The following is a 22,775-nucleotide window of genomic DNA, read 5'->3' as shown; positions in this document are numbered from 1 at the left end:
GTGTTTTTTAACGAGGGATATTTCATTGTTGGTCGTTTAGAAAGTCGCATTTAGTGTAAGACCATAATTACGTGTTGCCGGCATCATAAAGATATCCACCCCACTTAAGGAATTACCCGTAGACATCGTTACTTCAGGATCGAATGGAGCCTTTTTCGAAATATAGAATAGGTTTCTTCCTACAGCATTTACGCGAAGTTTTTTGAAGAAACTGTCTTTAATATTGAAGTCATAACCGAAAGTCAATTCACGCAACCGCACAACCGTTCCGTCGTAAATATATTGGCTGCTAACCGGACCCATACCAGCCGTGGAAGTGTACCATTTTTCGGCGTCCACTGTTGTTACGGCTTTACCGCTTGGTGTAACCCCATTGATGCTAACACCGCCATTGGCACGGGCGTCGCCACTCGCTTTCGAGACACCGTAACCGTCAAGCAACGCTTGCGTCACGGACATCACTTCGTAGTCAAATTTACCATCGATCAGGAAGCTTAAGTTGAAATTTTTATAATTGAAACTGTTGTTCCAGCCCATTTGCCAAATTGGGTTTGAATTTCCGAGTTTGGTATAGGTGTTGTTTTTCTGCGGAATACCGTCCTCGGAAATAAGAATCCTTCCTTGGTCGTCACGTATAAAATCTTGACCATAGATGTCTCCGAAAGAACCACCAACTTGCAATTTAGATGCAAAATTATTACGTCCCTCACCTGTTAGGGTAAATTCAGAAATACCGTCTGCAAGTTTTACAATTTTGTTTTTATTGTACGTAAAGTTGAGGCTGGTTGTCCATTTAAAATTGTCATTTCTGATCGCATCCAATGATACCAATGCTTCTACCCCTTGATTTTGAATGTCGCCGGCATTAACTGCATACATGTTGTTGAGGGATGCATTTCCAGCTGCAATTTTGAAAAACTGATTGGTAGTGTTTGTTTTGTAATAAGTAACATCCACATTCAAACGGTTATTCCACATGCGCCATTCCGTACCGATCTCCAAGGAAGCCGTTTTTTCTGGTTTTAATTCCTTCAAAAAGGCAATATCATTCACCGTTAGTACCGCATATGGGTCTACCCGGTTGGTAAGCAAGGTGGTGTAAGGAGGAAGATCATTTCCGACTTTTGCGTATGAACCCCGAATTTTGGCCATATTCACAAATTCAGGTAGATTAAGCTTGTCGTTCAAAACGATGCCCAAACCGACCGACGGATAAGCGTATGGGTTTTGCGGTGTATAGGCTAATGTGCTCGACCAATCCCAACGCGAAGTCAGATCCAAATAAATCCAGTTGTCATAGGCTAAGTTAGCCGATGCAAATACCGATTGCAATTGTCTTCGGTTTGCAGACAATGTCGAAGTGACCGGAGTTGTCGTATTTTGGATAAAGAACTGATTGGGAACTTTGAGTCCATCTTTACCGCTGGTAAAATCTGTACCTTCTGTTTTCCAGTCGGTGATACTCGTTCCAACCAATCCTGTGATTTGTAATTTATCGCCAATATTAAAGTTCATGTTGGCCGTTAAATCACCGTATTGTTGGGTGATCGTGGTATTGGTATAGCTATAAGCTCCATTTTCACGCGCTAAAATGTGCTGTGTGCCGGCATAAGCTTTCCGGTCCCATACTTCGCTGGTACGGTCTACACTACCGCGGGCCTGCACGCTGATCCAAGGTGCAATTTTGTATTTCGCACTACCATTCAAGAGCAAACGATTACGTGTTGAACGTGTAGAATTACGGTTCATAATCCACCAAGGATTTTGTTGGGTGGTTTCGTCGTCCGAAAGCGTAAACCAGTTTTGATCGTAAAGATTACGGCCTGTGTTGAACGTTTCGAAATTTTTATAATCTGCAATATTTAAGCTGCGAGGTAATAGGTAGGTTCCAACCAATGGATTATAATAGAAACCTGAAGTAGGCGCATTATCTAATTTTTGCGTAATGTAATTGGCACTTCCTTCAACGGTCAGCTTATTATCAAAGAATGAAGCACTTTCCTTGAGATTGAAGTTGTGACGCATCAGGTCATTTTCTGGAAGAATACCTTTTGCAAGGGTATTGGCATAAGAAAAATACGTTTGGTTTTTCTCGTTACCACCTGACAAAGTCAATGAATTGGTGAAGTTGCTACCCGTACGGAAAAATTCACCTAAGTTATCATAGTCGGCACCATTGGTTTTGTCGCCCCAGCTAAATACACTGGTGTTACTGTTTTTGCCACCCGAACCTTGACCATATTGGCTTTGGAATTTCGGTGTTGATACAGCCTGTTCGATCTGTGCACTTGAGGAGAAGTTGATCGTTGTGCGGCCTTGTTTACCTGATTTCGTTGTTACCAAGATAACGCCGTTGGCCGCTTGGCTACCATATAATGCCGCCGCAGATGCTCCTTTTAATACGGAGATATTTTCGATGTCTTCTGGGTTGATCAATGAAATAGGGTCGCCACCATCACGTTGTCCGCCGAAAACGTTGTCTGGCTGGCTTGCTAATGTCTGATTGTTGATCGGAACACCATCAACAACATAAAGTACTTGATTGTTCCCAGAAGCCGATTTGTTACCACGCAAAATAACTTTTGCTGAACCACCTGGTCCAGAAGAGCTGGAAGCAATGTTAACACCTGCAACTTTACCGTTTAAATTATTCGCCAAGTTGGTGCTTTTAACTTTGTTTAATTCGTCACCACTGACCTGTTGCGTAGAGTATGTTAATGATTTTTGTGCACGGCTAATACCCAAAGCAGTAACGACCACACTTTCCAGTTGCTGTGTCTGTTCGTCTAGACTTACCGTCACTGTCGTTTCGCCGGGACCAAGAGTTACCGTTTTGTTTTCATAGCCGACCGTACTGATGTTTAATATGCGGTTTTTGTCATCGACATTGATCTGGAATGCACCTTTAACATCCGTAGAACTTGCGTTGGAAGTGCCCAATACTTTGATCGTGGCACCTGGAATAGGAGCTTTGGTTTTAGCGTCTACAACCGTTCCCTTTACTTGGCTGGTTTGCGCGTGCAATAAAGATGCTGAAAAAAGTATTGTTGGAACAATACCTAACACCCTTAATGTAGAGTATAATTTGTTATTCATATAGTATATGTGTTATATTCAGTTTTTTATATACATATTTTCATAACGGTGAAATTTTAATGAAATGGGCTAATTCCATTTAGCATTTTGGTTAGAAGAGAAGATATTGAATAATCGGGGGGCAAAATAAGTGATTATTTGTAATAGTGTGTTTGCTATTCAATACCTGTTATAAGAAAAAAGAGCGGTATGATTTCCCTTAATAAAGATCTAATTTACTATAGTTGAGCAAAAATCAAAAATTTTATGAAACAAAAATGATACACTTTAACTGTTTTTAGTGTTTAATATTTTGATAATCAGTGTATTTTGTGTTTTGTCATTTTTTTTGTCGCATTTTAGCTGGTTGGTGGATATGAATAAAATAACTGTTTTCTGCTAGAAACTGGCCATTCCATGTGGATGAAGTTTCCTATTGCATTGGGTATCATTGTGCTTAACCGCGTGATGGCCTTGCAAAAACCTGTTTGATGTTTGCAGCATTAAATAGCATGATCGCAACCAGTATAATTCCGTAAGCGACATATTTGATTGGAGAAACGGGTTCTCCGAAATAGGTTGCAGCCAAAGTAAAAGCGATCAGTGGATTAATATAGAGCAGAACGCCAGTCGTTGTTGATGAAATGCCAATGAGTGCATACATGCTCAGGAATAGGGGGATAATCGTGAATAGCGATGCGATAAGAACTATGGTGCCCCAAAATATGGGGTCTGAAGGAATTGCATGATGATTATAGATTAGTTTGGGGATCACAAATAATGCACATATACTGAGCTGGACCGCCAATTGATTGAGTTTATCGAAACCCGTAGATACCCGTTGTACGATCAGATAAAAAGCGTAACAGGTAGCAATAGTGATAGCCCATAGGACATCATGAAGCGAGCCATTTGCAAGGAGGCAAACGCTGCCAAAGGCAATAAAAAGCGCTGTTTTTTGCCAGTTCGTTAGCTTTTCCTGGAGCATGAGATAGGCACCCGCCGCCGTGATCAGGGGGCAGGTCAGGTAAGCCAATGCCGCAGACTGAATGCTAATATGGTTGACCGCATAGATATAAGTAAACCAGTTGCCAAAGATTAACGCCGAAGCGAGGAAGGTAAGACAAATTTGACGGATCTTGCCCACTCGAGGTAGAAGCTGAAACTTAAGAATATCAGCTTTAAAGGTTTTTCTTCGAAACAGCAGCAGGTATATCCAAAGGATCAGGAGCGCAGTTATTATTCTAAAATAGAGAATATCCTCGGCCGGATAGACGCGTATCCAGCGTACAGGGATAGACATAAAACCCCAGATAAAAGGGGCCAAAAAAGCCGCGAAAAGATATTTTCCGCGGCTTGCTGTTTCGTTGTTATTTTCCACGGATTAATCTTTCCAGGCAATGACCGAAATTTCGACATTTACGTTCTTAGGAAGGGTTTTTACCGCAACACACTCACGCGCTGGTTGCGCTTCCTTAAAATATTCGGCATAGACTTCATTGACTAAGGCAAAATTACCCATATCACTTAAGAAAATCGAAGCTTTGACAACATCTTCAAAAGTATATCCCGCATTGGTCAAGATAGCTTCTACATTTTTTAGTACCTGATGCGCTTCGTCTTTTACACCCGAAGAAATTAATTCCATTGTTTCGGGAACCAGAGGAATTTGTCCAGAGACATATAATGTATTACCGGCTTTGATTGCCTGGTTATATGGTCCTATTGCAGCAGGAGCTTTGTCGGTATTTAAAATTTCTTTTTTTGACATGGATAACAATGTTTAGGATGTAAAAAATATTTTGTAGATAAGGCCCAATAAAAAGACAATAATGGCCGTTGCATTAATAATATGCATAGCTTTTATGCTGCCATTTGTGGGGCGATCGGCGTTACGCTTTCTAAAGAAGTACATGGAACTAAGTTACAACAGTAAATTAGAAAGTGAAAATGAAAAGATCAAAAACTTTGAACGGATTTCTTGTAGGCTACGAAACAAAATCTTATGCAAGTGACAGGTTTTTTTTGAATTTTGGTAACTTGGTAATGAAATAGAATTTATATGAATAATAAGATAGCATTAATTGGTGGCAAAATATACACTGGTGAGTCGATTTTGGAGCAAAGAGCATTGCTGATCAGCGAAGGTAAAATTGTAGCGATTGTCCATGATGATGAGGTGCCTGCAGATTATACCAGTTATCCAGTCGGCGGGTCTAATATTTGTGCTGGGCTGATTGACCTTCAATTGTATGGTGACGGATCGGACTTGTATTCTGCCGAACGTAGTGTAGCCTCTTTGGAACGCATCGCTGAGGGTTTGGTCCGTAAAGGCACAACTTCTTTTATGATGACCTTAGCGACCAATACCATTCCCTTATTTAAGGACGCCATTCGGGTGGCAGAAGGCTTTCGGCACGATGCATTTCTAGGATTGCATCTGGAAGGCCCCTTTTTGAATCCTAAAAAACGGGGTGCGCATCCCGCGGAATTAATTATCGAGCCTACAAAGGAAAAGATTGACGATCTTTTGTCCGGAAATCAGGTTGTCAAGATGATGACCATTGCTCCTGAATGTATCGCTGATGATATCTTACAGCATTTGCAGAGCTATAATCTATTGCTCAGTGCAGGACATAGTGATGCGACTTTTGAGGAAGGTACCCACGGTTATGATCTGGGGATTCCAACAAGTACCCACCTGTTTAATGCCATGTCGCCGTTACATCATCGCGAAGTCGGGTTAGTCGGCGCAATTTTTAATCATCCGACAGCACAAGCAAGTATTATTGTCGACGGACATCATGTCAGCTTTGAAGCCGTAAAAATTGCGAAACGTCAGATGGGGGAGCGGCTGTTTATGATTACAGATGCGGTAGCCGCCTGCGATAAAGACATCTATCATCACGTCTTGAACGATGGCTATTATTCCCTGCCTGATGGCACCATTTCAGGAGCGGCAATCTCCTTGCTTGAGGGGGTAAAAAATGCTGTGCAAAAAGTTGGTATATCGCTTGATGAAGCGATCCGAATGGCAACACGGTATCCTGCAAATCTTTTAAAAAGGACGGATATTGGAAACCTCAATAAGGGGAGCATAGCGAATGTCATTGTCTTTAACGACGACTTTAAGCTGGAGCAGGTGATCTTCGATGGAGAGTTCAAGCATTGATCTATGTCGGAGAAGATTAACCGATTGGCCGTGATTGACTAATATTATATGTATCTTCGTTCGTTATTTTGAAAAAACACTATTCTATAGCTTGATGAAACGTTCCCTATTATTTTTAGCGACAGCACTTTTTGTTTTATCTTCTTGTTCATCCAAGAAAAATAAGAAACAGGAGCCTGTCAATACCACAACTACAAATGTCGAAATTGTAAAAAAAGATCCACCTTCGGTACCCAAGCGCGAACGGGTGAAAAATACAATTGAAACAAAAGAACAGCCGGTTGCAGAAAAGAAGAAGGAAATTGTTGTCGATCTTCCGGTGTTACCGCGCGAGTTTCGCGCCGCTTGGGTGGCTTCTGTTGCCAATATCAATTGGCCGAGCAAAAATAACCTGAGTACCGCCGAGCAGCAACAGGAAGCAATTGGTATTTTGGATTTTTTGAAAAACAATAATTTTAATGCTGTTGTTTTTCAGGTGCGTCCATCAGCCGATGCATTTTATAAAAGTGATCTTGAACCCTGGTCTTATTTTTTGACAGGTACAGAAGGACAGGCACCTTCCCCTTATTATGACCCGCTTGATTTTTGGGTTGAGCAGGCGCATAAACGAGGAATTGAGCTGCATGTTTGGTTGAACCCCTACCGTGCTCATCATACTGCTGGCGGTGCTGTTACTTCAGCTTCCATGGCACGTAAAATGCCTGAGTCGGTTGTCAAATTGAAACAGGGCTATTATTGGTTTGATCCTTCTAAACAATCTACACAGGACCACGCTGCACGTGTGGTTATGGATATTGTCAAGCGTTATGATATCGATGGTGTGCATTTCGATGATTATTTCTATCCTTACGCGGAATATAATGGTGGACAGGATTTCCCGGATTCGGATAGTTACAATGAATACAAACGTAATGGCGGGGATCTATCACGCGGAGACTTCCGCAGAAATAGTGTGAATACCTTTATCGAACGGATTTATAAGGATATTAAGAAAGAGAAGAATTTTGTAAAATTCGGTATCAGTCCCTTTGGTATCTGGAAACCGGGTTATCCGTCAGGAATCCAGGGATCTAGCCAGTATGATATGCTTTACGCAGATGCTAAATTATGGTTGAACAAAGGCTGGATAGACTATTTTGCTCCCCAGTTGTATTGGCCTATACAGCCAGCCAGACAAAGCTATACGGCTTTGTTAAAATGGTGGGAAAGTGAGAATACCATGGGACGCCACCTTTGGCCGGGCATCAATACGGTTGGCAGACGTGGTCCGGAATATGTTCAGGAAATTGTTAATCAAGTGGAGGCAGCACGTACGCTATTGCCTGATAACCGAGAAGGGGTGATCCACTGGAGTCTGGCAGGGCTTACCAAAAACCCGGCCATGACACAAGCTTTGGTGAATGGGCCTTATCAGGTGAAAGCATTGGTACCAACAAGTCCTTGGTTAAATGCAAATCCTTTGTTGAAACCTACTTTGCTGGTAACTCCACAGGGAGGTACTACTTTTGTGAAATGGCAGCACCAGCAAATTGATCAGGTTGCAAAATGGGTATTGTATCTCAACTACGGTGGCGTATGGCAATATGAAATATTGGAGCCTGGGGTTACAGGTAAGGACATCCCAACGACATTGAACAACAAAAAACTACAGTATGTTGCGGTAAAGGCTGTTGACCGTTTGAGCAACGAAGGTCCTTATGCCGCAGAGAAGATAAAATAACGAGCTGTTGTTTCATCAACGCGTAAAAAAGGGATATCTGAATTTTGGATATCCCTTTTTTGTATCATTATCTATCGGTAATGGTCAGGACGAACCTTCTGTTGGCGCGTGTACGTAAGCCCATGTGATTCATTCAGGTTTTGTTTTGAATTGTAATCTATCCAAAGTAAATTTATGGGTATGGAAGAAATCTATAAAACGGTAAGCGAATCTGTGATTCGGATGTCACAGCTGATGTTGCCCTCCAATGCTAATTTTGGCGGTAAAATTCACGGCGGTTATATTTTATCTTTGATGGATCAGATCGCTTTTGCGGTGGCATCTAAATTTTCTGCACATTATTGTGTGACGGCCTCCGTTGGCAAAGTTGATTTTTTGAAGCCTATTGAGGTGGGCGAATTGGTGACATTGATCGCTTCTGTGAATTATGTAGGTAACTCTTCTATGGAAGTCGGTATTCGGGTCGAAGCCATGAATATTCAGACGGGCGAAACCAAGCATTGTAATTCCTCTTATTTTACGATGGTGGCAAAAGATGAAACAGGCAAGCCCGCCCGGGTGCCAAGGTTAATATTGGAGACCGAAAAAGATGTATTTCGTTTCTACCGCTGTGTGGTGAAGATGGAAGTCGACAAAGAAAGAGACCGTGCTATTCATGATCTGGAGACAGATTCTGCGGAGCAGCAGGCCTATATCAAGCAGCATTTTGATGTGAAGATCAGTCTGAGCTCCTAGGCCTTCTTTCCTTTCTTACCATTCAAATGTCCCTAGATATTTACTGTCTGTGCATTCATCGCTTCCGTCTGTTTTGTAGAAAAATACATAGACATGATAGTTGCCGACGGTTTGCTGTCGGGATAGGATAGCTGTCTGTGTTTTATGCGTAAGAGGATTCATGCTTTCATTTGTGAAAGCGCATTCATCGGGATTGTATAGCAGCAAACGGCAATTACTCGAGCTGATGTTATGTTGTGATGCAGTATCTGCATCATATTCCCAGGTGAGTGTAAATGTTCCTGTCTCTTCATCTACCTGAAATGTATGGGTGGAAATGGGATTGGGGGTTCCTTTACTCACGCGAAAGTTTTCAAAATTGATGACATAGCCAGTTGCCGTTTTTTCTACGGCATTATTGAGGTTGTAAGACATCGCATTGCCATATGCTTTCTTCTCGGGGTTATAATTTTTAAATCCGACCCGTATTAAATCTAGCATTGGGGAGATAAATTTTTGGATGAGGGAGAAACGTGACCTTGATTGAATTTGATCTGCAGAAGGTTTTTTTCTACTTTTCTTAGGTAAGCCCCTTGCATAGGTTGTATTTCCATTGGTAACAAATACTACTGATCCTGCTTTGCCCGAAAGCGTGCCATTGGCACCGTTTTTAATGACTGCCATAATCTAAGTTAATTGCGATTGATTTTTCTTTAAGTTACAAAATAAATAGGTATTGATCAATAGTAGATTCAACCTTTTTTCGGATTTACAACGAATCTTGAACGGAATTTAGTCGGACTTTATTCGCTTGCAACCGAAGAAGCACCGAAGGAGTACCGAACAAGTACCGAAGAAGCACCGAGTAATCTCCGAATACAGTAGCTAATAATTAGTCTAAAATGGCGGTGTAAATCGAATATTCCTTTGCATAAGCACGCTGTTATGTGTTGGATGCTGCATGCTATTGGTGGTTTTGTTGTGCTAATGTTTGTTTTCTGCTATCAAATTCGGTGAAAAGGTCTTGCTAAATGCTTTTATAAGATGTTTTGGTTTTTATTTTGCTGTGCTATGCGTTTTTGTATCTGTTTTTATAGGAATTAATGGTTTTTTTGCTGTCAGATTGTGCGTTAATGTGTTTATTGTTATTTCTTTTTCAAATAATTATGCATAAGCTTGCAAAAATAGGAAGCTTTTCATACTATTGTGTAGTAATTGATATAAACTTAGGGTTGGAACCGCCCGTTATGGAAAATTATTAACAACTAACTAAAAACCATGAATAAAAAAATTCTCTTATTCTGTTCAGGGGTGATGCTGTCAACCAGTTTATGGGCACAGACCAAAACTGTAACGGGTAAAGTGACGAATGCTTCTGATGGTGGTACAATGCCTAATGTAACCGTAAGCATCAAAGGTAAATCTGTCAGTACACAAACTAAGCCTGATGGAAGTTTCACCATCAATGCGGAGCCAGGCGATATTTTGATTTTCAGAGCCGTGGGTTCTCAGGAAAGACAACAACTGGTTGGGACAAATGCAACGATCAATGTTACGCTTTCTGGCAGTGAGGAGGCGCTTGAAGAGGTGGTTGTGACGGCCATGGGAATTAAGAAGGAAAAAAAAGCGCTTGGCTATGCTGTTCAGGACATAAAATCGGATGAGTTGATGAAGAATAAGACGGCAAACGTGGTCAATTCATTGGCAGGGAAGATTGCAGGGGTTAATGTAACACAGGCTTCGGGTTCTGCCGGTGCCGGAGCGCAGATTATTCTTCGCGGCGGAACTTCTCTTGAGCGCGACAACCAGCCCTTGTTTGTTGTAGACGGTGTGATCTACGATAACTCTACGGTTATTGGAGGAAATAGTGCCTTCGATGGCGCTCAAGCAACAGCAACCTCTAACAGTAACCGGGTGATGGATATTAATCCCGAAGATATCGACAATGTGTCGGTGTTGAAAGGTCCGGCTGCGGCAGCCTTATACGGGTCAAGAGCTGCTGCGGGAGCTATTATCATTACGACGAAAAAGGGACAAGAAGGGCGTACGGAGATTGGTTTTTCAAGTAGATTTTCAAATAATTGGGTGAATCGCTTGCCAGAGCAGCAAGGAAAATACAAACGTGGCTATTATAACAGTGCGGGTGTACTGGATGATTATACCACGCAATCCTGGGGCGAAAAATTTGGAAGTAATGATGTTGTTTATAACAACGTGAAAGATTTCTTCCAGCATTCGACGGTATTTGACAATACCGTTAATTTATCCGGCGGAAATAAAAATGGATCATTCTATTTGTCTGGTTCCCGCTTTGATCAAAAGGGTATCGTACCTAATACAAGCTTTGATAAAACCACGTTCCGCTTTAATGGGGATCAAAAATTTGGTAAACTGACGGTGGGCGCTAATGTGGGGTATTCGCTGGCAAATACAGATAAAACTCTAACTTCTGCGGGGCTATGGGGATCAGGTGGTACAGGAGCGATGGAGTCCCTGTACAGCTGGTCAAGAAGTGATAATATGAAGAAATACCTCAACGATGACGGGTCGAAGTATCGGATGTTTGAGGGCCGCCAGCCGCTAGAATCTGATGTCGAAAATCCATACTGGACAATCAATAAAAATATTTTGGGCGATAACACTGAGCGTATTACAGGTAGTATCAATGCAAGTATGCCCATCTTCGATTGGTGGAGCCTGACCTATCGTGTCGGGATGGATAGTTATCTGACTAAAAACTCAACTATTATCGGTGAAGGTGGTGCAATTAAGAAACCTTGGCAAAAAGGTATGATGTCGGAAAGTGATTTCAAATACAACTATTGGTCTTCCAACATCATGTCCAATTTTAATAAAAAAGTAGGCGATTTTGATTTAGGCGCTTTGGTGGGATTTTTCTCGGAACAAACCAAGACGACAACAAACCGCCGTATGGGCTATCATTTTGAGGTAGATAATTTTTACAGCTTCGAAAATATAGCTGCAGCGAATAAACAGTTCGCAGTAAACAATACAAAAAAACGTCTTTTTGGTTTGTACGGTGAGTTAAGAGCTTCGTATAAAAATATGTTGTTTTTGAATGTTACGGGAAGAAATGACTGGACCTCAACGTTACCAGTAGACAATAGGTCTTATTTTTATCCTTCTGTTGGTGGTAGCTTTGTGTTTACCGAACTCATGAAAGACAGTCGCCCAGACTGGTTGGATTTTGGAAAGCTGAGAGCTTCCTGGGCGCGCGTGGGTAAGGACGCAAATCCGTATGTAACCAATACCTACCTTTGGAAGCCTGTTGAATATTTAGGTGGAATTGTAGGCGCGGGAAATAACTGGCAGAAAGGTAATCCGTTTTTGAAACCTGAAACAACAGGTTCGTTTGAAGTCGGTGCTGAATTGCGCTTTTTTAAGGGGCGATTGGGCGTGGATTATGCCTACTATACCAATAATTCCTATAACCAGATTCTGTCTCCACGTTTAGGACAATCGACAGGATATATTTTCATCTCAGTCAACGGTGGCGATATCTACAATAAAGGGATGGAGTTGTCCTTAACTGGTAAGCCGATTGTGAAAAACGACTTTGTTTGGGAATCTACGTTAAACATGTCCAGAAACAAAGGGACAGTAGATAACTTGCTCGCAGGGGTCAATATTTTGTATGTCACAGACGTGCAGGTAGGGAATGCGAAAGCTGCATCCTTTAACGGAGGAAACTTTATGGGGATCTCAGGTTCGCAATGGACCCGTACACCTGATGGAAAAGTTGTTTTGGACGCTAATACGGGTATGCCAACAAGTGACAACCAGACGACATATAATATCGGAAACCGTGAGCCTAAGCTGACAGGTGGATTCAATAACAGCTTGACTTATAAAAATTTTAATCTGTCCTTCCTGTTTGATTTCCGTATAGGTGGCGATATTTATAACGGTACAGATTATGCGATGACGATTAATGGAATGAGCAAGCGAACCGAAGATCGTGATCAGCTGATTTTGGACGGAGCCATCCGTAACGGCGGAACAAACGACGCTCCGGTGTACGAAAACAAAACATTCACTTTCTTGGCCGACCAGATGTACACGATTAAAGGTGTGTCAACAAGCGGACGGAAGATTATCCAAGATTATTGGAGTGATTTCTACGCCCGTGAAAGTGCGAACTTTATGGTGAAAACAAACTGGTTGCGCTTGCGGAATATCTCGATGTCCTACAACTTTTCGGACGGTGTCCTGAAGAATGCCGGTGTTTCCAAAGTGGTAAAAGGTCTTACAGCTACTTTGACTGGTACTAATCTTTGGTTGTTGACCAACTACAAAGGGCTTGATCCGGAGGCCTCCGCTGCCGGATCTGGTGTAACGGGATCTAGTTCGGTAGGTATTGATTACAACGGTGTGCCAAGTACAGCCGGTGTTATGTTTGGTTTAAATTTTAGATTTTAAGATAGAAAAGTCATGAATAAATATAAGAGAATAGTCTCATTTCTGTTGGTTCTAACTTTATTTTCGTCCTGTAGTAAGAATTGGTTGGATATCAATATAGACCCGAATACGCCATCCAGCACCGTGGCTTCGGTTCAGAGTCGTTTGGCTTGGATACAGCATTATTACATGTATGCACAAGGGACAGCGGGGACACGGGCGGGGTTTGTGACACAGCAACTGACATTTGTCAACGGTACTGCATCAAACAGTATGATTGCTGGCTGGAACCCTGCGGCAGGTATGTCGACCACACCTTATCAGTTTTTCTTTGTCGGTGCAGGGGCAAATTTTAAGGATATGGAAGATAAGGCTACGGCCGATAAGGCTTACCATTATCTTGGTGCATTGCATGCTATCCGTGCCATGGGTTTTATGCTAATGACGGATTGGTATGGTGAGATGCCTTACACGGAGGCCTTGGGTACCATCATAACGCCAAAATTTGATGGTGGAAAAGTGATTTTCGAGGGTTGTCTTGCTGATATTGATAAGGCAATTGAATACTTTAATATGACACAGCCTGGCACTGCTGCCCCCTTGTCGGCCGGCGACAGTTGGAATGGTGGCGATGTAAGTAAGTGGCTGAAGATGTGTTATGGCTTAAAAGCGCGATGGTTGAATAACCTATCGAAAAAGAGCGCTTTGTACAAACCGGATGATGTATTGGCGGCGTTAAATAAGGCTGCCACTTCTGTGGGAGAAAGCACAGTGATAGCCCATATGGATGATGCGACTGATAATATCGGGGATATCCTATTTGCAGATCCTGTAAAAACGTCTATCGTTTTTAATAATGCGGGTATGAATACCAATACTTTGGTTACGAAATGGTATGAGAATTTATTAACCAATTTTGACAATAAAGGCATAGAGGATCCGCGGGCAGACAAATTATTACCTTGGGCAGAATACGGTTATCCCAAAAAGATGATCCGTTCCAAGGGAGTAGATATGCAGTCTACTATCCGCATGAACTCCGGGCCTATAGCGTCCTCTTATAATGATAAAGATGTGGCTATTCAGAGTAATGGCCGTACGGTAAACCCACACTCCTGGTATATTAACAGTGCCAATACAGCACGTTGGGGGGATACCGTTTATGTATCCATTAAAAGTAGTTCCAAGGGATATGACAGCGATGTGTCAGATACCTATAGATGGAAAGATGGTACCGTGGCTGCTTCAGGTACATTTTATTCGCGTCCCGATGCGCCTACTCATCTGGTTGCATACCCCGAAATGTGCTTTATTAAAGCTGAGGTCTTATTTAATAAGGGAGATAAAGCAGGTGCCTTCAATGCCTATAAAGAGGGAATTAAAGCACATATTGACTTAATGAATATAAAGCTGGGTTCTTATACAGACGCCAGTCCGAGCAAATCGCCAATGACCCAGGCCAAGATCGATAATTTTCTAAACAATGGCATTGGTACGGCGGGAGATATTACATTGGCTAAAATTATGACGCAAAAATTTATCGCACTTTCGTTTTCACAGCAAAACTGGAATGATATGCGTCGCTATGATTTTAGTAGTTCAGTCTATCCCGGTTGGTCAGTTCCCTATGAGTACACGGTGACCGCAGCAGCACAAACTAAAATACCGCAAGGAAAGCAGTTCAGAAGAGTACGTCAGGTTTCACATGAGATCAACTACAATTCCGATAATTTAAAAGCATCTCATCCGAATGCGTTAAATGACGATATCTGGTCATTCCCGGTTTGGTGGGATACCAAAGAATAATTTTAAATTTGAAAGCCGCAACTGCGGCTTTCTTTATCTAGTTTGTTTTTGTTATGAAATATTGTATTAATTTCCTTCTTCTTTTTATACCATTTGTGCTTTTTGCACAATCGCCCAAGATTATTCAAAAACCGATTACCTGGGATAAGGACCGTATTCAACTTTCATTGGAGTACCTCAAAAATCGGCACGGTCTATCGCAGTCGACTCCGGTTATCCATCCCAAAATGGTGGTAGTGCATTGGACCGCGAATAACAGCGTGAAAGCGACCTTTAATACATTCAATCCTACGCGGCTTCCGGGGCGTCCGGAACTGACCAAGGCCAGTGCCTTGAACGTATCTTCGCAATTTGTCATCGATCGTGACGGTACGATTTATCAGTTTTTACCAGATTCTATTTTTGCACGGCATACCATAGGTCTCAATTATTGTGCAATAGGGATAGAAAATATAGGTAGTCGCCAGAACCCACTGACTGATGCACAATTGAAAGCGAACGAAGAGCTTATCCGTTACCTCAGTAAAAAATATCCCATCGAATTTGTTTTAGGTCACCATGAGTACCAACGATTTAAGAAAACAAGCTGGTGGAAAGAAACTGATCCCAATTACATCACGGGTAAAGATGATCCGGGAGATAAATTTATGCATGAGCTAAGAAAGCATCTTGTCGATCTGAAATTGAACCCCCTACCTTAATTCATGCATAATCGAAGAATTTCGTTCTGCAGGTAAATTGCGTTTTCCTACAGGAATAAGTAATAAGTGTGCAATTGGTGATCGTTTTGCAATATATTTTGCTGGTTTGCTGTATTTTGCTGCATTGTTAATAAAATGTTAATTGTATTTGATTTGTTACGTGAGCGTGTGCTCTGCACACTTACTTATTTTTCTTTTTAATCGTCGGATTTAATGTAATTGACTGTATTTCAGTTTTTTGTAATGTGTTTTTGCTTTCAGTCTCAACTAATATATTCCGGTTTAATTCCTGTTACAGAAGTAATTTGTAAGTGAATACTTACTTTCTTTTGCGTTTTTATGTTGCTTTAAGTTTTAAAAACGAAAAGTTCTACTTACTTTTATTCTGATTTTCAATTATTCGTGCATAAAACTGCAATTTGTGTATGATCTAAGAGTCTATTTATGATGAAAAATGCCTTATTAAAGCTATCCTTTTTAATTTCTGTTTTTGCTTGGGTTTCCTGTGGGAATTCGTTGAAGTCTACGCAAGCGAGCAAAACCGCAGTAAACAGCATGACCGGCCGGGTAACGAGCCAAGTTGTTATTCCGGGTGCAGATCAACTTACGCTGTATTTACCACAACTAAAAGGTAAGAAAGTGGGAATAATGGGGAATCAAACTTCCATTGTAGGGGCTGATAAAAAACATCTTGTCGATGTCTTGATCGATAATAAGGTTGATTTGAAGTTTGCCTTTGCGCCTGAACATGGTTTCCGCGGGAACGTTGAACGTGGTGAGAAGTTTGGGAATGATGTTGATCAAAAGACTGGTTTGCCGCTGTTTACATTGTATGGAGGTAATAAGAAACAAGATTCTATCGTCAATTCAATTGATGTGATGATCTTCGACCTGCAGGACGTTGGGGCGCGCTTTTATACATACATCACTTCTTTGCACCGTGTAATGGAATTATGTGCAAAGCATAATAAAAAATTAATTGTACTGGATCGTCCAAATCCAAATGGCGACCAGGTGGATGGACCTGTAAGGCATGATGATAAGTTTAAATCAGATGTTTCCTGGCATAAAATAGCCATGATCCATGGTTTAACAATCGGCGAGCTGGCGCAGATGATCAATGGAGAGCGGTGGCTTGAGAATGGCCGCCAGGCCGATGTAACGATTGTACAGGTCAAAAATTGGAATCATAACAGTAGGTATGAGCTGCCGGTCATCCCATCGCCAAGTCTGCCAAATTATCTTTCTGTTCGGTTGTACCTTTCATTATGTCTTTTTGAAGGTACAGATATTTCGGTAGGTCGGGGTACGGATTGGCCGTTCCAGGTATTAGGTTATACAAATCCGGTCTATGGCTCCTTTACTTTTACACCGGGCGAACGTCACGGTATGTCCAAACATGTGGAGGGCAAAGGAACAGTCAATTATGGTGTTGATTTGCGCGGTCTGGATGCTGATCATCAAAAATTTACCTTAAAATATCTGTTGGACTTTTATCAAAAGACACCTGATAAATCCACTTTCTTCGCGCGGCCTGAATTTTTTGATAAGCTTGCGGGGACAGATCAATTACGTAAGCAAATCCTTGCCGGACAATCTGAAGCTCAGATTCGTGCTTCTTGGTCCGATGACCTGAAAGCCTATAAGCAAATGCGTAAAAAGTATCTGCTTTATACTGATTTCGAATAGCAATAACTAACAATATTAACTAGAATCATTTATTTTAAAACTCTATAATCAATGCGAAAATTTGTACTATTTTCTGTTGCTCTTGGATTGAGTTTTCCTTCTGAATCCTATTCTTTTGCAAAAAAAGAAGGTGCTTTGAATCGCGACAATTTAACAAGCGCCTTTCTGAGTTCTTCTGCAAAAAATGCGTTTCAAAATACGGTGCAAGGTACTGTAAAGGATGGAAAAGGTCCAGTCTCTGGGGTAAGCGTGTCTGTGATTGGCGGTACTGCGTCAACTAAGACTGATGCTCAGGGGCATTTTAAAATTACAGCTGCCGTGGGGAGCAAGTTGCGTTTTTCGTCTGTAGGATACGTGACGAAGGAGGTTGCCATTACTTCAGCTACGCTTGATGTAACATTAGCGGACGATAATCAAGCGTTGGACGAAGTGGTCGTTGTCGGTTACGGTACCCAGAAAAAAGGTAACCTAACTGGTGCGGTTTCATCGATCAATGTGAAGGAGAATCTACAGAGTCGTCCGATCGCCGATGTCGGCCGGGCAATTCAAGGGACGACGCCAGGATTTAGTGTTACTGTACCGAGTGGTGAGGTTGGATCTGATCCTACCATGCGTATTCGTGGTGCAATATCTTCCATTCAAGGGAATAGTAGTCCATTGATCTTGGTGGATAATGTGGAAATCCCGAGTATCCAATATGTAAATCCGGATGATGTTGAGTCGATCACCGTATTAAAAGATGCTGCCTCTTCGTCCATCTATGGTGCGAAAGCTGCTTTTGGTGTCGTATTGATTAAGACGAAAACAGGTGGAAGTGCGGAAAAGGTTACCGTAAATTATTCTAATAACTTCTCATTCCAAAATCCATATAAAAAGTTGGAAATGGGACGTGTTAATGCCTTGAAATATACCATTGACGCATTAGAAAGAGTTGGCGGAACCGAAACTGGTGCTTTCTATAAAGTAAATAGAGAAAGTTATGAACGCGCAGTGGAGTGGGATAAAAAATATGGATCTTCAATCGGGAAAGATGATCCAACGGTATATGGCAGAGACTGGTATGTAGATCCGGGGTCGCCGACGAAAAAGTACGGTGTTAGAACGTATGATCCATATGATTATATGGTGCGCGAGTGGGCTCCCACACAAACACATAACTTATCTTTAAATGGTACCATTAAGAAGACACAATATACAGCTTCATTTGGTTCGTTAAACCAAAGCGGTATGTTAAAGGCCGGCGATTCGGATAAGTTTAAACGGTATAATGCTGCATTAAGACTAAATACCGAACTGAATAAATATGTGACTATTAGGGGTGGAGCGATGTTTGCACAACGGAACAAGATCTATCCTTATGCGACAAACTCAACAACGGCCGATCCATGGTTGTACATGTATCGCTGGAGTTCCCTTTATCCAATGGGCTATGACGAAAATAACAACCCAATAAGGAGTCCATGGAGTGAAAATGAGGCGGCAAACCAAGCTTCCATGCTTCGCAATTATATTAATTTAAGCGCTGGTGCTACAGTTAATATAATGAAGAATTGGAAAGTAGATGTAGACTATACATTTACCAATGAGGATTATAACTGGCGTAAAAACGGGACGAGATATACAGCAGCCAATTCTTGGGTAGCAGCTAAACAACGGTTTGATGCACAAGGAAATCCAGTTTATGTCAATAAAGAAGGAGCTGTTGTCAATAAGGGAGATGCTGATGCAACTTTAGCTTATGATCTTTCCAATGATATGTATACAGCGAATGGTTCTGCGCAAGATCATATCTATATGCGTTCACAAAATGAACATAAGCATACTGTCAATGCATTTACAACGTATGAGCTCGACTTGAATGATGATCATAACTTTAAATTTATCCTTGGTTTAAATAGAGTAACAAACGATGGTTCTTACCATTGGACACAGCGTGCTGATTTATTGGATATCACAAATCCTCAGTTTGATTTGGCTGTGGGCCAAATTACGGGTAGCGGTGGTGAGTATTGGGAATCACAATTAGGGTATTTTGGCCGTGTGAACTATGCGTATAAGAATAAGTATCTATTTGAAGGTAATATCCGTTATGATGGTTCCTCCAAGTTTCCAACAGATTTGAAATGGCGATGGTTTCCATCCTTTTCAGCAGGCTGGGTAGTTTCAGAAGAAAAATTCATGGACTGGTCAAGGGCTACATTAAATCAGTTGAAGTTTAGAGGTTCATGGGGTGTTATCGGAAATCAAACGGTACCTTCTGATCTTTATGTTTCAAACATGGATGCGGGTCAGATTAATTACATCGTCAATGGCGCATTGTTGAATTCTGTGGGCACGCCAAAACTGAATTGGCCAAACGTTACGTGGGAAGATCTGGAGACCCTGGATTTCGGTGCGGATGCCAGATTCTTCAAGAATAAATTAGGTTTGACGTTTGACTGGTATCAGAAGAAGACCAAAAATATGTTTGCTCCTTTGGAAGGAACAACACTGACCTTGGGTTCTGCGGCGCCTTGGGGTAACTTCGGTACCTTGACGACCAAAGGCTTTGAATTGGCCATCGATTTTAATCACCGATTTGAGAATGGATTGGGTATTAATTTTAGGGCTAATTTGGATGACTCTAAATCTGTTTTTAGTGGCTATACGTCATTACGCACTACCGGTGTGAATTATAATGGTCGGGTATATGGTGATATTTGGGGGTATGAGACAGACCGTCTGTACCAATACAATGATTTTGTATTGGATGGAAATAACAATCCGCAGTTGGTAAAACCAAATGCAGATATGACCAAATATTATGGAAGTACAGATAACGTCTATCTCTTGAAAGAGGGGCCGAATGGTGAAAAGCCTGTCTATCAGCCACGATTCCAAAATTCAACTAATTTCTATTTTGGTCCTGGGGATGTTAAATTCAAAGATTTGAATGGTGACGGCGAGATCGATAATGGTGACGGTACGATCGATAATCCTGGCGATATGAAGATCATTGGTAATTCGACGCCTCGTTATCAGTATGGCTTTAGATTTGGTGCTGATTGGAAAGGCTTCGATGTTTCAGCATTTTTCCAAGGTGTGGGGCAACGTAAAGTTTGGGGAGCAGGATTCTTGGCGATTCCAGGATTTAACACTTCAGATGGAGCGATGCCTGCAAGCTTTGTAAACGATTACTGGACGAAAGATAATCAAGGAGCATTCTATCCGGCTGCATTCAACAACGGCGGTAGTGCGAATGTCAATAATATGCAAGTTCAGTCCCGCTATCTGTTGGATATGTCGTATTTGAGAATTAAGAACCTAACTGTGGGGTATACAATTCCTCAGCATATCGTGCAACGAGCTAAGATAAATAACTTACGTGTTTATGTTTCGTTGGAGAATTTCTTCACTTGGGATAAGCTTCGTGGCTTACCGATTGATCCGGAAGAGGTGGAAGGCTTCTCGATTTTTAATGAAACGAATTACAACGGTGGACGTACAGGTGTTGGAACACCAACATTTAAGAGTGCCTCATTTGGTGTTCAGTTAAACTTTTAAACGAATTTGACAGATGAAATTAAATAGAATAAAAATTGGATCTATCATGCTTTCCGCCATGTTATTGGGGGTGGGCTGTAGTAAGGATGTGCTGGATAGGCCTGATCAAACTAAAGTAATCGATGAAAACTTTTGGAGAAATGAAGCTGATGTTCGTTTGTATGCAAATGATTTTTATTTAAATTATTTTGTTGGCTATAATACTTTTTATGGTACGGCCTATGCTCCCTTAGTGGGATATAACTATGCAGATGACTTTACTTCTGAAGGAACGCAAGGTGGCTTTGAGTCAGTTGTTCCGACGAGTAGAGGTGCGAGTACGGTGACACCTGATATGTTGACGACCTACTCAGGGCCGACCTGGAATTTTTACTGGGTTAGAAAGGCTAATGTGATGTTGACCAGGATTGAAACAAAGGCCAAGTCAAAATTGTCAGAGGCTGAGTATAAGCACTGGACTGCAGTAGCTCGTTTTTTTAGAGGCTACGAATATAGTAGGTTAGTTTCTGTGTTTGGTGATGTGCCTTATTTTGATGTTGAAGTTGATCCTATGGATCAGGCTACAATGTATAAGGAACGTACCAAGCGCGGGGAGGTTATGGATAAAGTCTATACAGATTTTGAGTATGTGCTTGATAATATGCGTGCTGATGACGGAAAAGGTTATGTAAATAAATATGCAGCAGCGGCACTTATTTCTAACCTCATGTTGTTTGAAGGTTCCTGGGAAAAATACCATGGCTTGGATCAAGATCGTGCGAAAAAGTATCTCGCGCTTGCGGTTAAAGCGTCCGAAGTTGTCATGAATAGTGGAAAGTGGTCTTTTGGAAGTGATTTTAAAAGCCTGTTCGCATCTGAAGATCTTTCAAGCAATCCAGAGGTAATTTTCTTCAGAACTTATAATGATGCCTTGAAAGTAACGCACGCCGTAGGTTCTTACAGTAATGGTACTGAAGGGCAGAAGGGCGTTAACTTGGATTTGTTGAAATCTTTTATCTGTAACGATGGAAAGGTTTGGCAAAACTCAGCGCTCACAAATGCTTCGGACTTTTCGATGAAATCTTTGGCGAGAACGAGAGACCCACGGTTTGAAGCTTCGTTGATGGATACCGTTAATACAGCTTCATCAACATTTGCTTACGGTCATAAATTTGCTGCTAGAGAAGCCTTGACGTATATTGGAAAAACTTATCCAGCAAAATGGAGTAGTAATACAAATACAAATGATGCTCCGATTGTGCGTCTTGGTGAGGTTGTGTTGAATTGGATTGAGGCAAGGCAGATTCTTGCGGAGTTTTTTGGTGGAGCAGCTGTTACCCAAGGTGATTTGGATAAATCAATCAATGCGGTACGGAATAGGCCGCTAGACGCAGATGCCATAGCTAAAGGGGTAAAGAAAACGGCACCTTTGACATTAAATTCCCTGCCGAACGATCCAAGCCGCGATGCGGATGTGTCGCCGTTGATGTGGGAAATCAGACGTGAACGAAGAATGGAATTTGTATATGAGTATGCGCGATTGAATGATATCCGTCGCTGGAAAAAATTGGATTATATGAACTTTTCGCGCAATGTCGATTATTCACTAGGTCCCTGGGTAAATATCAAAAAGGATCTTCCAAATCGTTTGACAAAAGCTTACGAAGGTGTTTTGAAAGTCCGTGACGCAGCAGGAAATACAATCACGTACAATGGTAAAAACGCCGATGCTATGGTGGGATATTACGTTGTTCCGAAATTTGCAAACAGGGTAAGTTTTACCGATCGGTCGTACTTGGCTCCTGTTGGACTGAATCAGATTCAACAATATGCAAATTTGGGCTATATCTTAACACAGACGCCAGGCTGGCAATAGATAGCATTGTATTAAAAGGCCTTTCTGAATTTCAGAAAGGCTTTTTTACATAATGAATTTTGATTTACATGAAGATGCATA

Annotated in this window: 14 protein-coding genes; 9 read left to right on the top strand and 5 right to left on the bottom strand. The window is 41.5% G+C overall.

The features are described from left to right. Positions 1–36: 36 nt before the first annotated feature. From B3600_RS09190 to B3600_RS25525, 4 genes are all read right to left on the bottom strand, one after another. Positions 37–3,096 carry a SusC/RagA family TonB-linked outer membrane protein gene (locus tag B3600_RS09190; RefSeq protein ID WP_286710261.1) on the bottom strand — a complete coding sequence of 1,020 codons (3,060 nt, stop codon included), beginning with the start codon at positions 3,094–3,096 and terminating at the stop codon, positions 37–39. Positions 3,097–3,532: 436 nt separating this feature from the next. Further along, the gene (locus tag B3600_RS09185; RefSeq protein WP_286752754.1) at positions 3,533–4,456 is read right to left on the bottom strand and encodes an EamA family transporter; all 924 of its coding nucleotides are present in this window, start codon (positions 4,454–4,456) and stop codon (positions 3,533–3,535) included. A gap of 3 nt (positions 4,457–4,459) precedes the next feature. Continuing rightward, entirely contained in the window at positions 4,460–4,846 is a 387-nt protein-coding gene (locus tag B3600_RS09180; protein WP_046672670.1) for a RidA family protein, read from the bottom strand. Between the two features lie 12 nt (positions 4,847–4,858). After that, entirely contained in the window at positions 4,859–4,990 is a 132-nt protein-coding gene (locus tag B3600_RS25525) for a DUF6728 family protein (protein ID WP_312128511.1), read from the bottom strand. 147 nt (positions 4,991–5,137) lie between these two features. Here B3600_RS25525 and nagA point away from each other — a divergent pair, with 147 nt between their 5' ends. From nagA to B3600_RS09165, 3 genes are all read left to right on the top strand, one after another. Next, positions 5,138–6,247 (top strand): N-acetylglucosamine-6-phosphate deacetylase, encoded by a 1,110-nt coding sequence (nagA, locus tag B3600_RS09175; protein ID WP_286752753.1) that lies wholly within the window; start codon positions 5,138–5,140, stop codon positions 6,245–6,247. 94 nt (positions 6,248–6,341) lie between these two features. Beyond that, positions 6,342–7,967 carry a glycoside hydrolase family 10 protein gene (locus B3600_RS09170; RefSeq protein ID WP_159333459.1) on the top strand — a complete coding sequence of 542 codons (1,626 nt, stop codon included), beginning with the start codon at positions 6,342–6,344 and terminating at the stop codon, positions 7,965–7,967. A 180-nt stretch (positions 7,968–8,147) separates the two neighbouring features. Further along, positions 8,148–8,702 (top strand): acyl-CoA thioesterase, encoded by a 555-nt coding sequence (locus tag B3600_RS09165; protein WP_046672667.1) that lies wholly within the window; start codon positions 8,148–8,150, stop codon positions 8,700–8,702. A 15-nt stretch (positions 8,703–8,717) separates the two neighbouring features. On the opposite strand, the gene B3600_RS09160 is transcribed toward B3600_RS09165, so the two are convergent. Further along, positions 8,718–9,365 carry a DUF6266 family protein gene (locus B3600_RS09160; protein WP_159333457.1) on the bottom strand — a complete coding sequence of 216 codons (648 nt, stop codon included), beginning with the start codon at positions 9,363–9,365 and terminating at the stop codon, positions 8,718–8,720. Positions 9,366–9,959: 594 nt separating this feature from the next. Between B3600_RS09160 and B3600_RS09155 the strand changes: the two genes are divergently transcribed. The 6 genes from B3600_RS09155 to B3600_RS09130 all read left to right on the top strand — a co-directional run bounded on the left by B3600_RS09155 (position 9,960) and on the right by B3600_RS09130 (position 22,694). Next, positions 9,960–13,121: a SusC/RagA family TonB-linked outer membrane protein gene (locus B3600_RS09155; protein WP_286710256.1), complete on the top strand. Its 3,162-nt coding sequence runs from the start codon at positions 9,960–9,962 to the stop codon at positions 13,119–13,121. 12 nt (positions 13,122–13,133) lie between these two features. Then, positions 13,134–14,906 (top strand): SusD/RagB family nutrient-binding outer membrane lipoprotein, encoded by a 1,773-nt coding sequence (locus B3600_RS09150; RefSeq protein ID WP_286752752.1) that lies wholly within the window; start codon positions 13,134–13,136, stop codon positions 14,904–14,906. 53 nt (positions 14,907–14,959) lie between these two features. Then, the gene (locus B3600_RS09145) at positions 14,960–15,607 is read left to right on the top strand and encodes an N-acetylmuramoyl-L-alanine amidase (RefSeq protein WP_159333454.1); all 648 of its coding nucleotides are present in this window, start codon (positions 14,960–14,962) and stop codon (positions 15,605–15,607) included. 444 nt (positions 15,608–16,051) lie between these two features. Then, positions 16,052–17,296, top strand: a complete 1,245-nt coding sequence (locus B3600_RS09140; RefSeq protein ID WP_286752751.1) for an exo-beta-N-acetylmuramidase NamZ family protein — start codon at positions 16,052–16,054, stop codon at positions 17,294–17,296. Between the two features lie 51 nt (positions 17,297–17,347). Continuing rightward, positions 17,348–20,839, top strand: coding sequence for a SusC/RagA family TonB-linked outer membrane protein (locus B3600_RS09135; RefSeq protein WP_286752750.1), 3,492 nt, complete (start codon positions 17,348–17,350; stop codon positions 20,837–20,839). A 13-nt stretch (positions 20,840–20,852) separates the two neighbouring features. Further along, positions 20,853–22,694 carry a RagB/SusD family nutrient uptake outer membrane protein gene (locus B3600_RS09130; RefSeq protein WP_070561302.1) on the top strand — a complete coding sequence of 614 codons (1,842 nt, stop codon included), beginning with the start codon at positions 20,853–20,855 and terminating at the stop codon, positions 22,692–22,694. The last annotated feature ends 81 nt before the right edge of the window (positions 22,695–22,775 follow it).

The organism is Sphingobacterium sp. UBA2480 (assembly GCF_002341965.1).
Lineage (GTDB): Bacteria > Bacteroidota > Bacteroidia > Sphingobacteriales > Sphingobacteriaceae > Sphingobacterium > Sphingobacterium multivorum.
The sequence above is the reverse complement of the archived record's forward strand: the minus strand, read 5'-3'. Positions and strand labels throughout refer to the sequence as shown.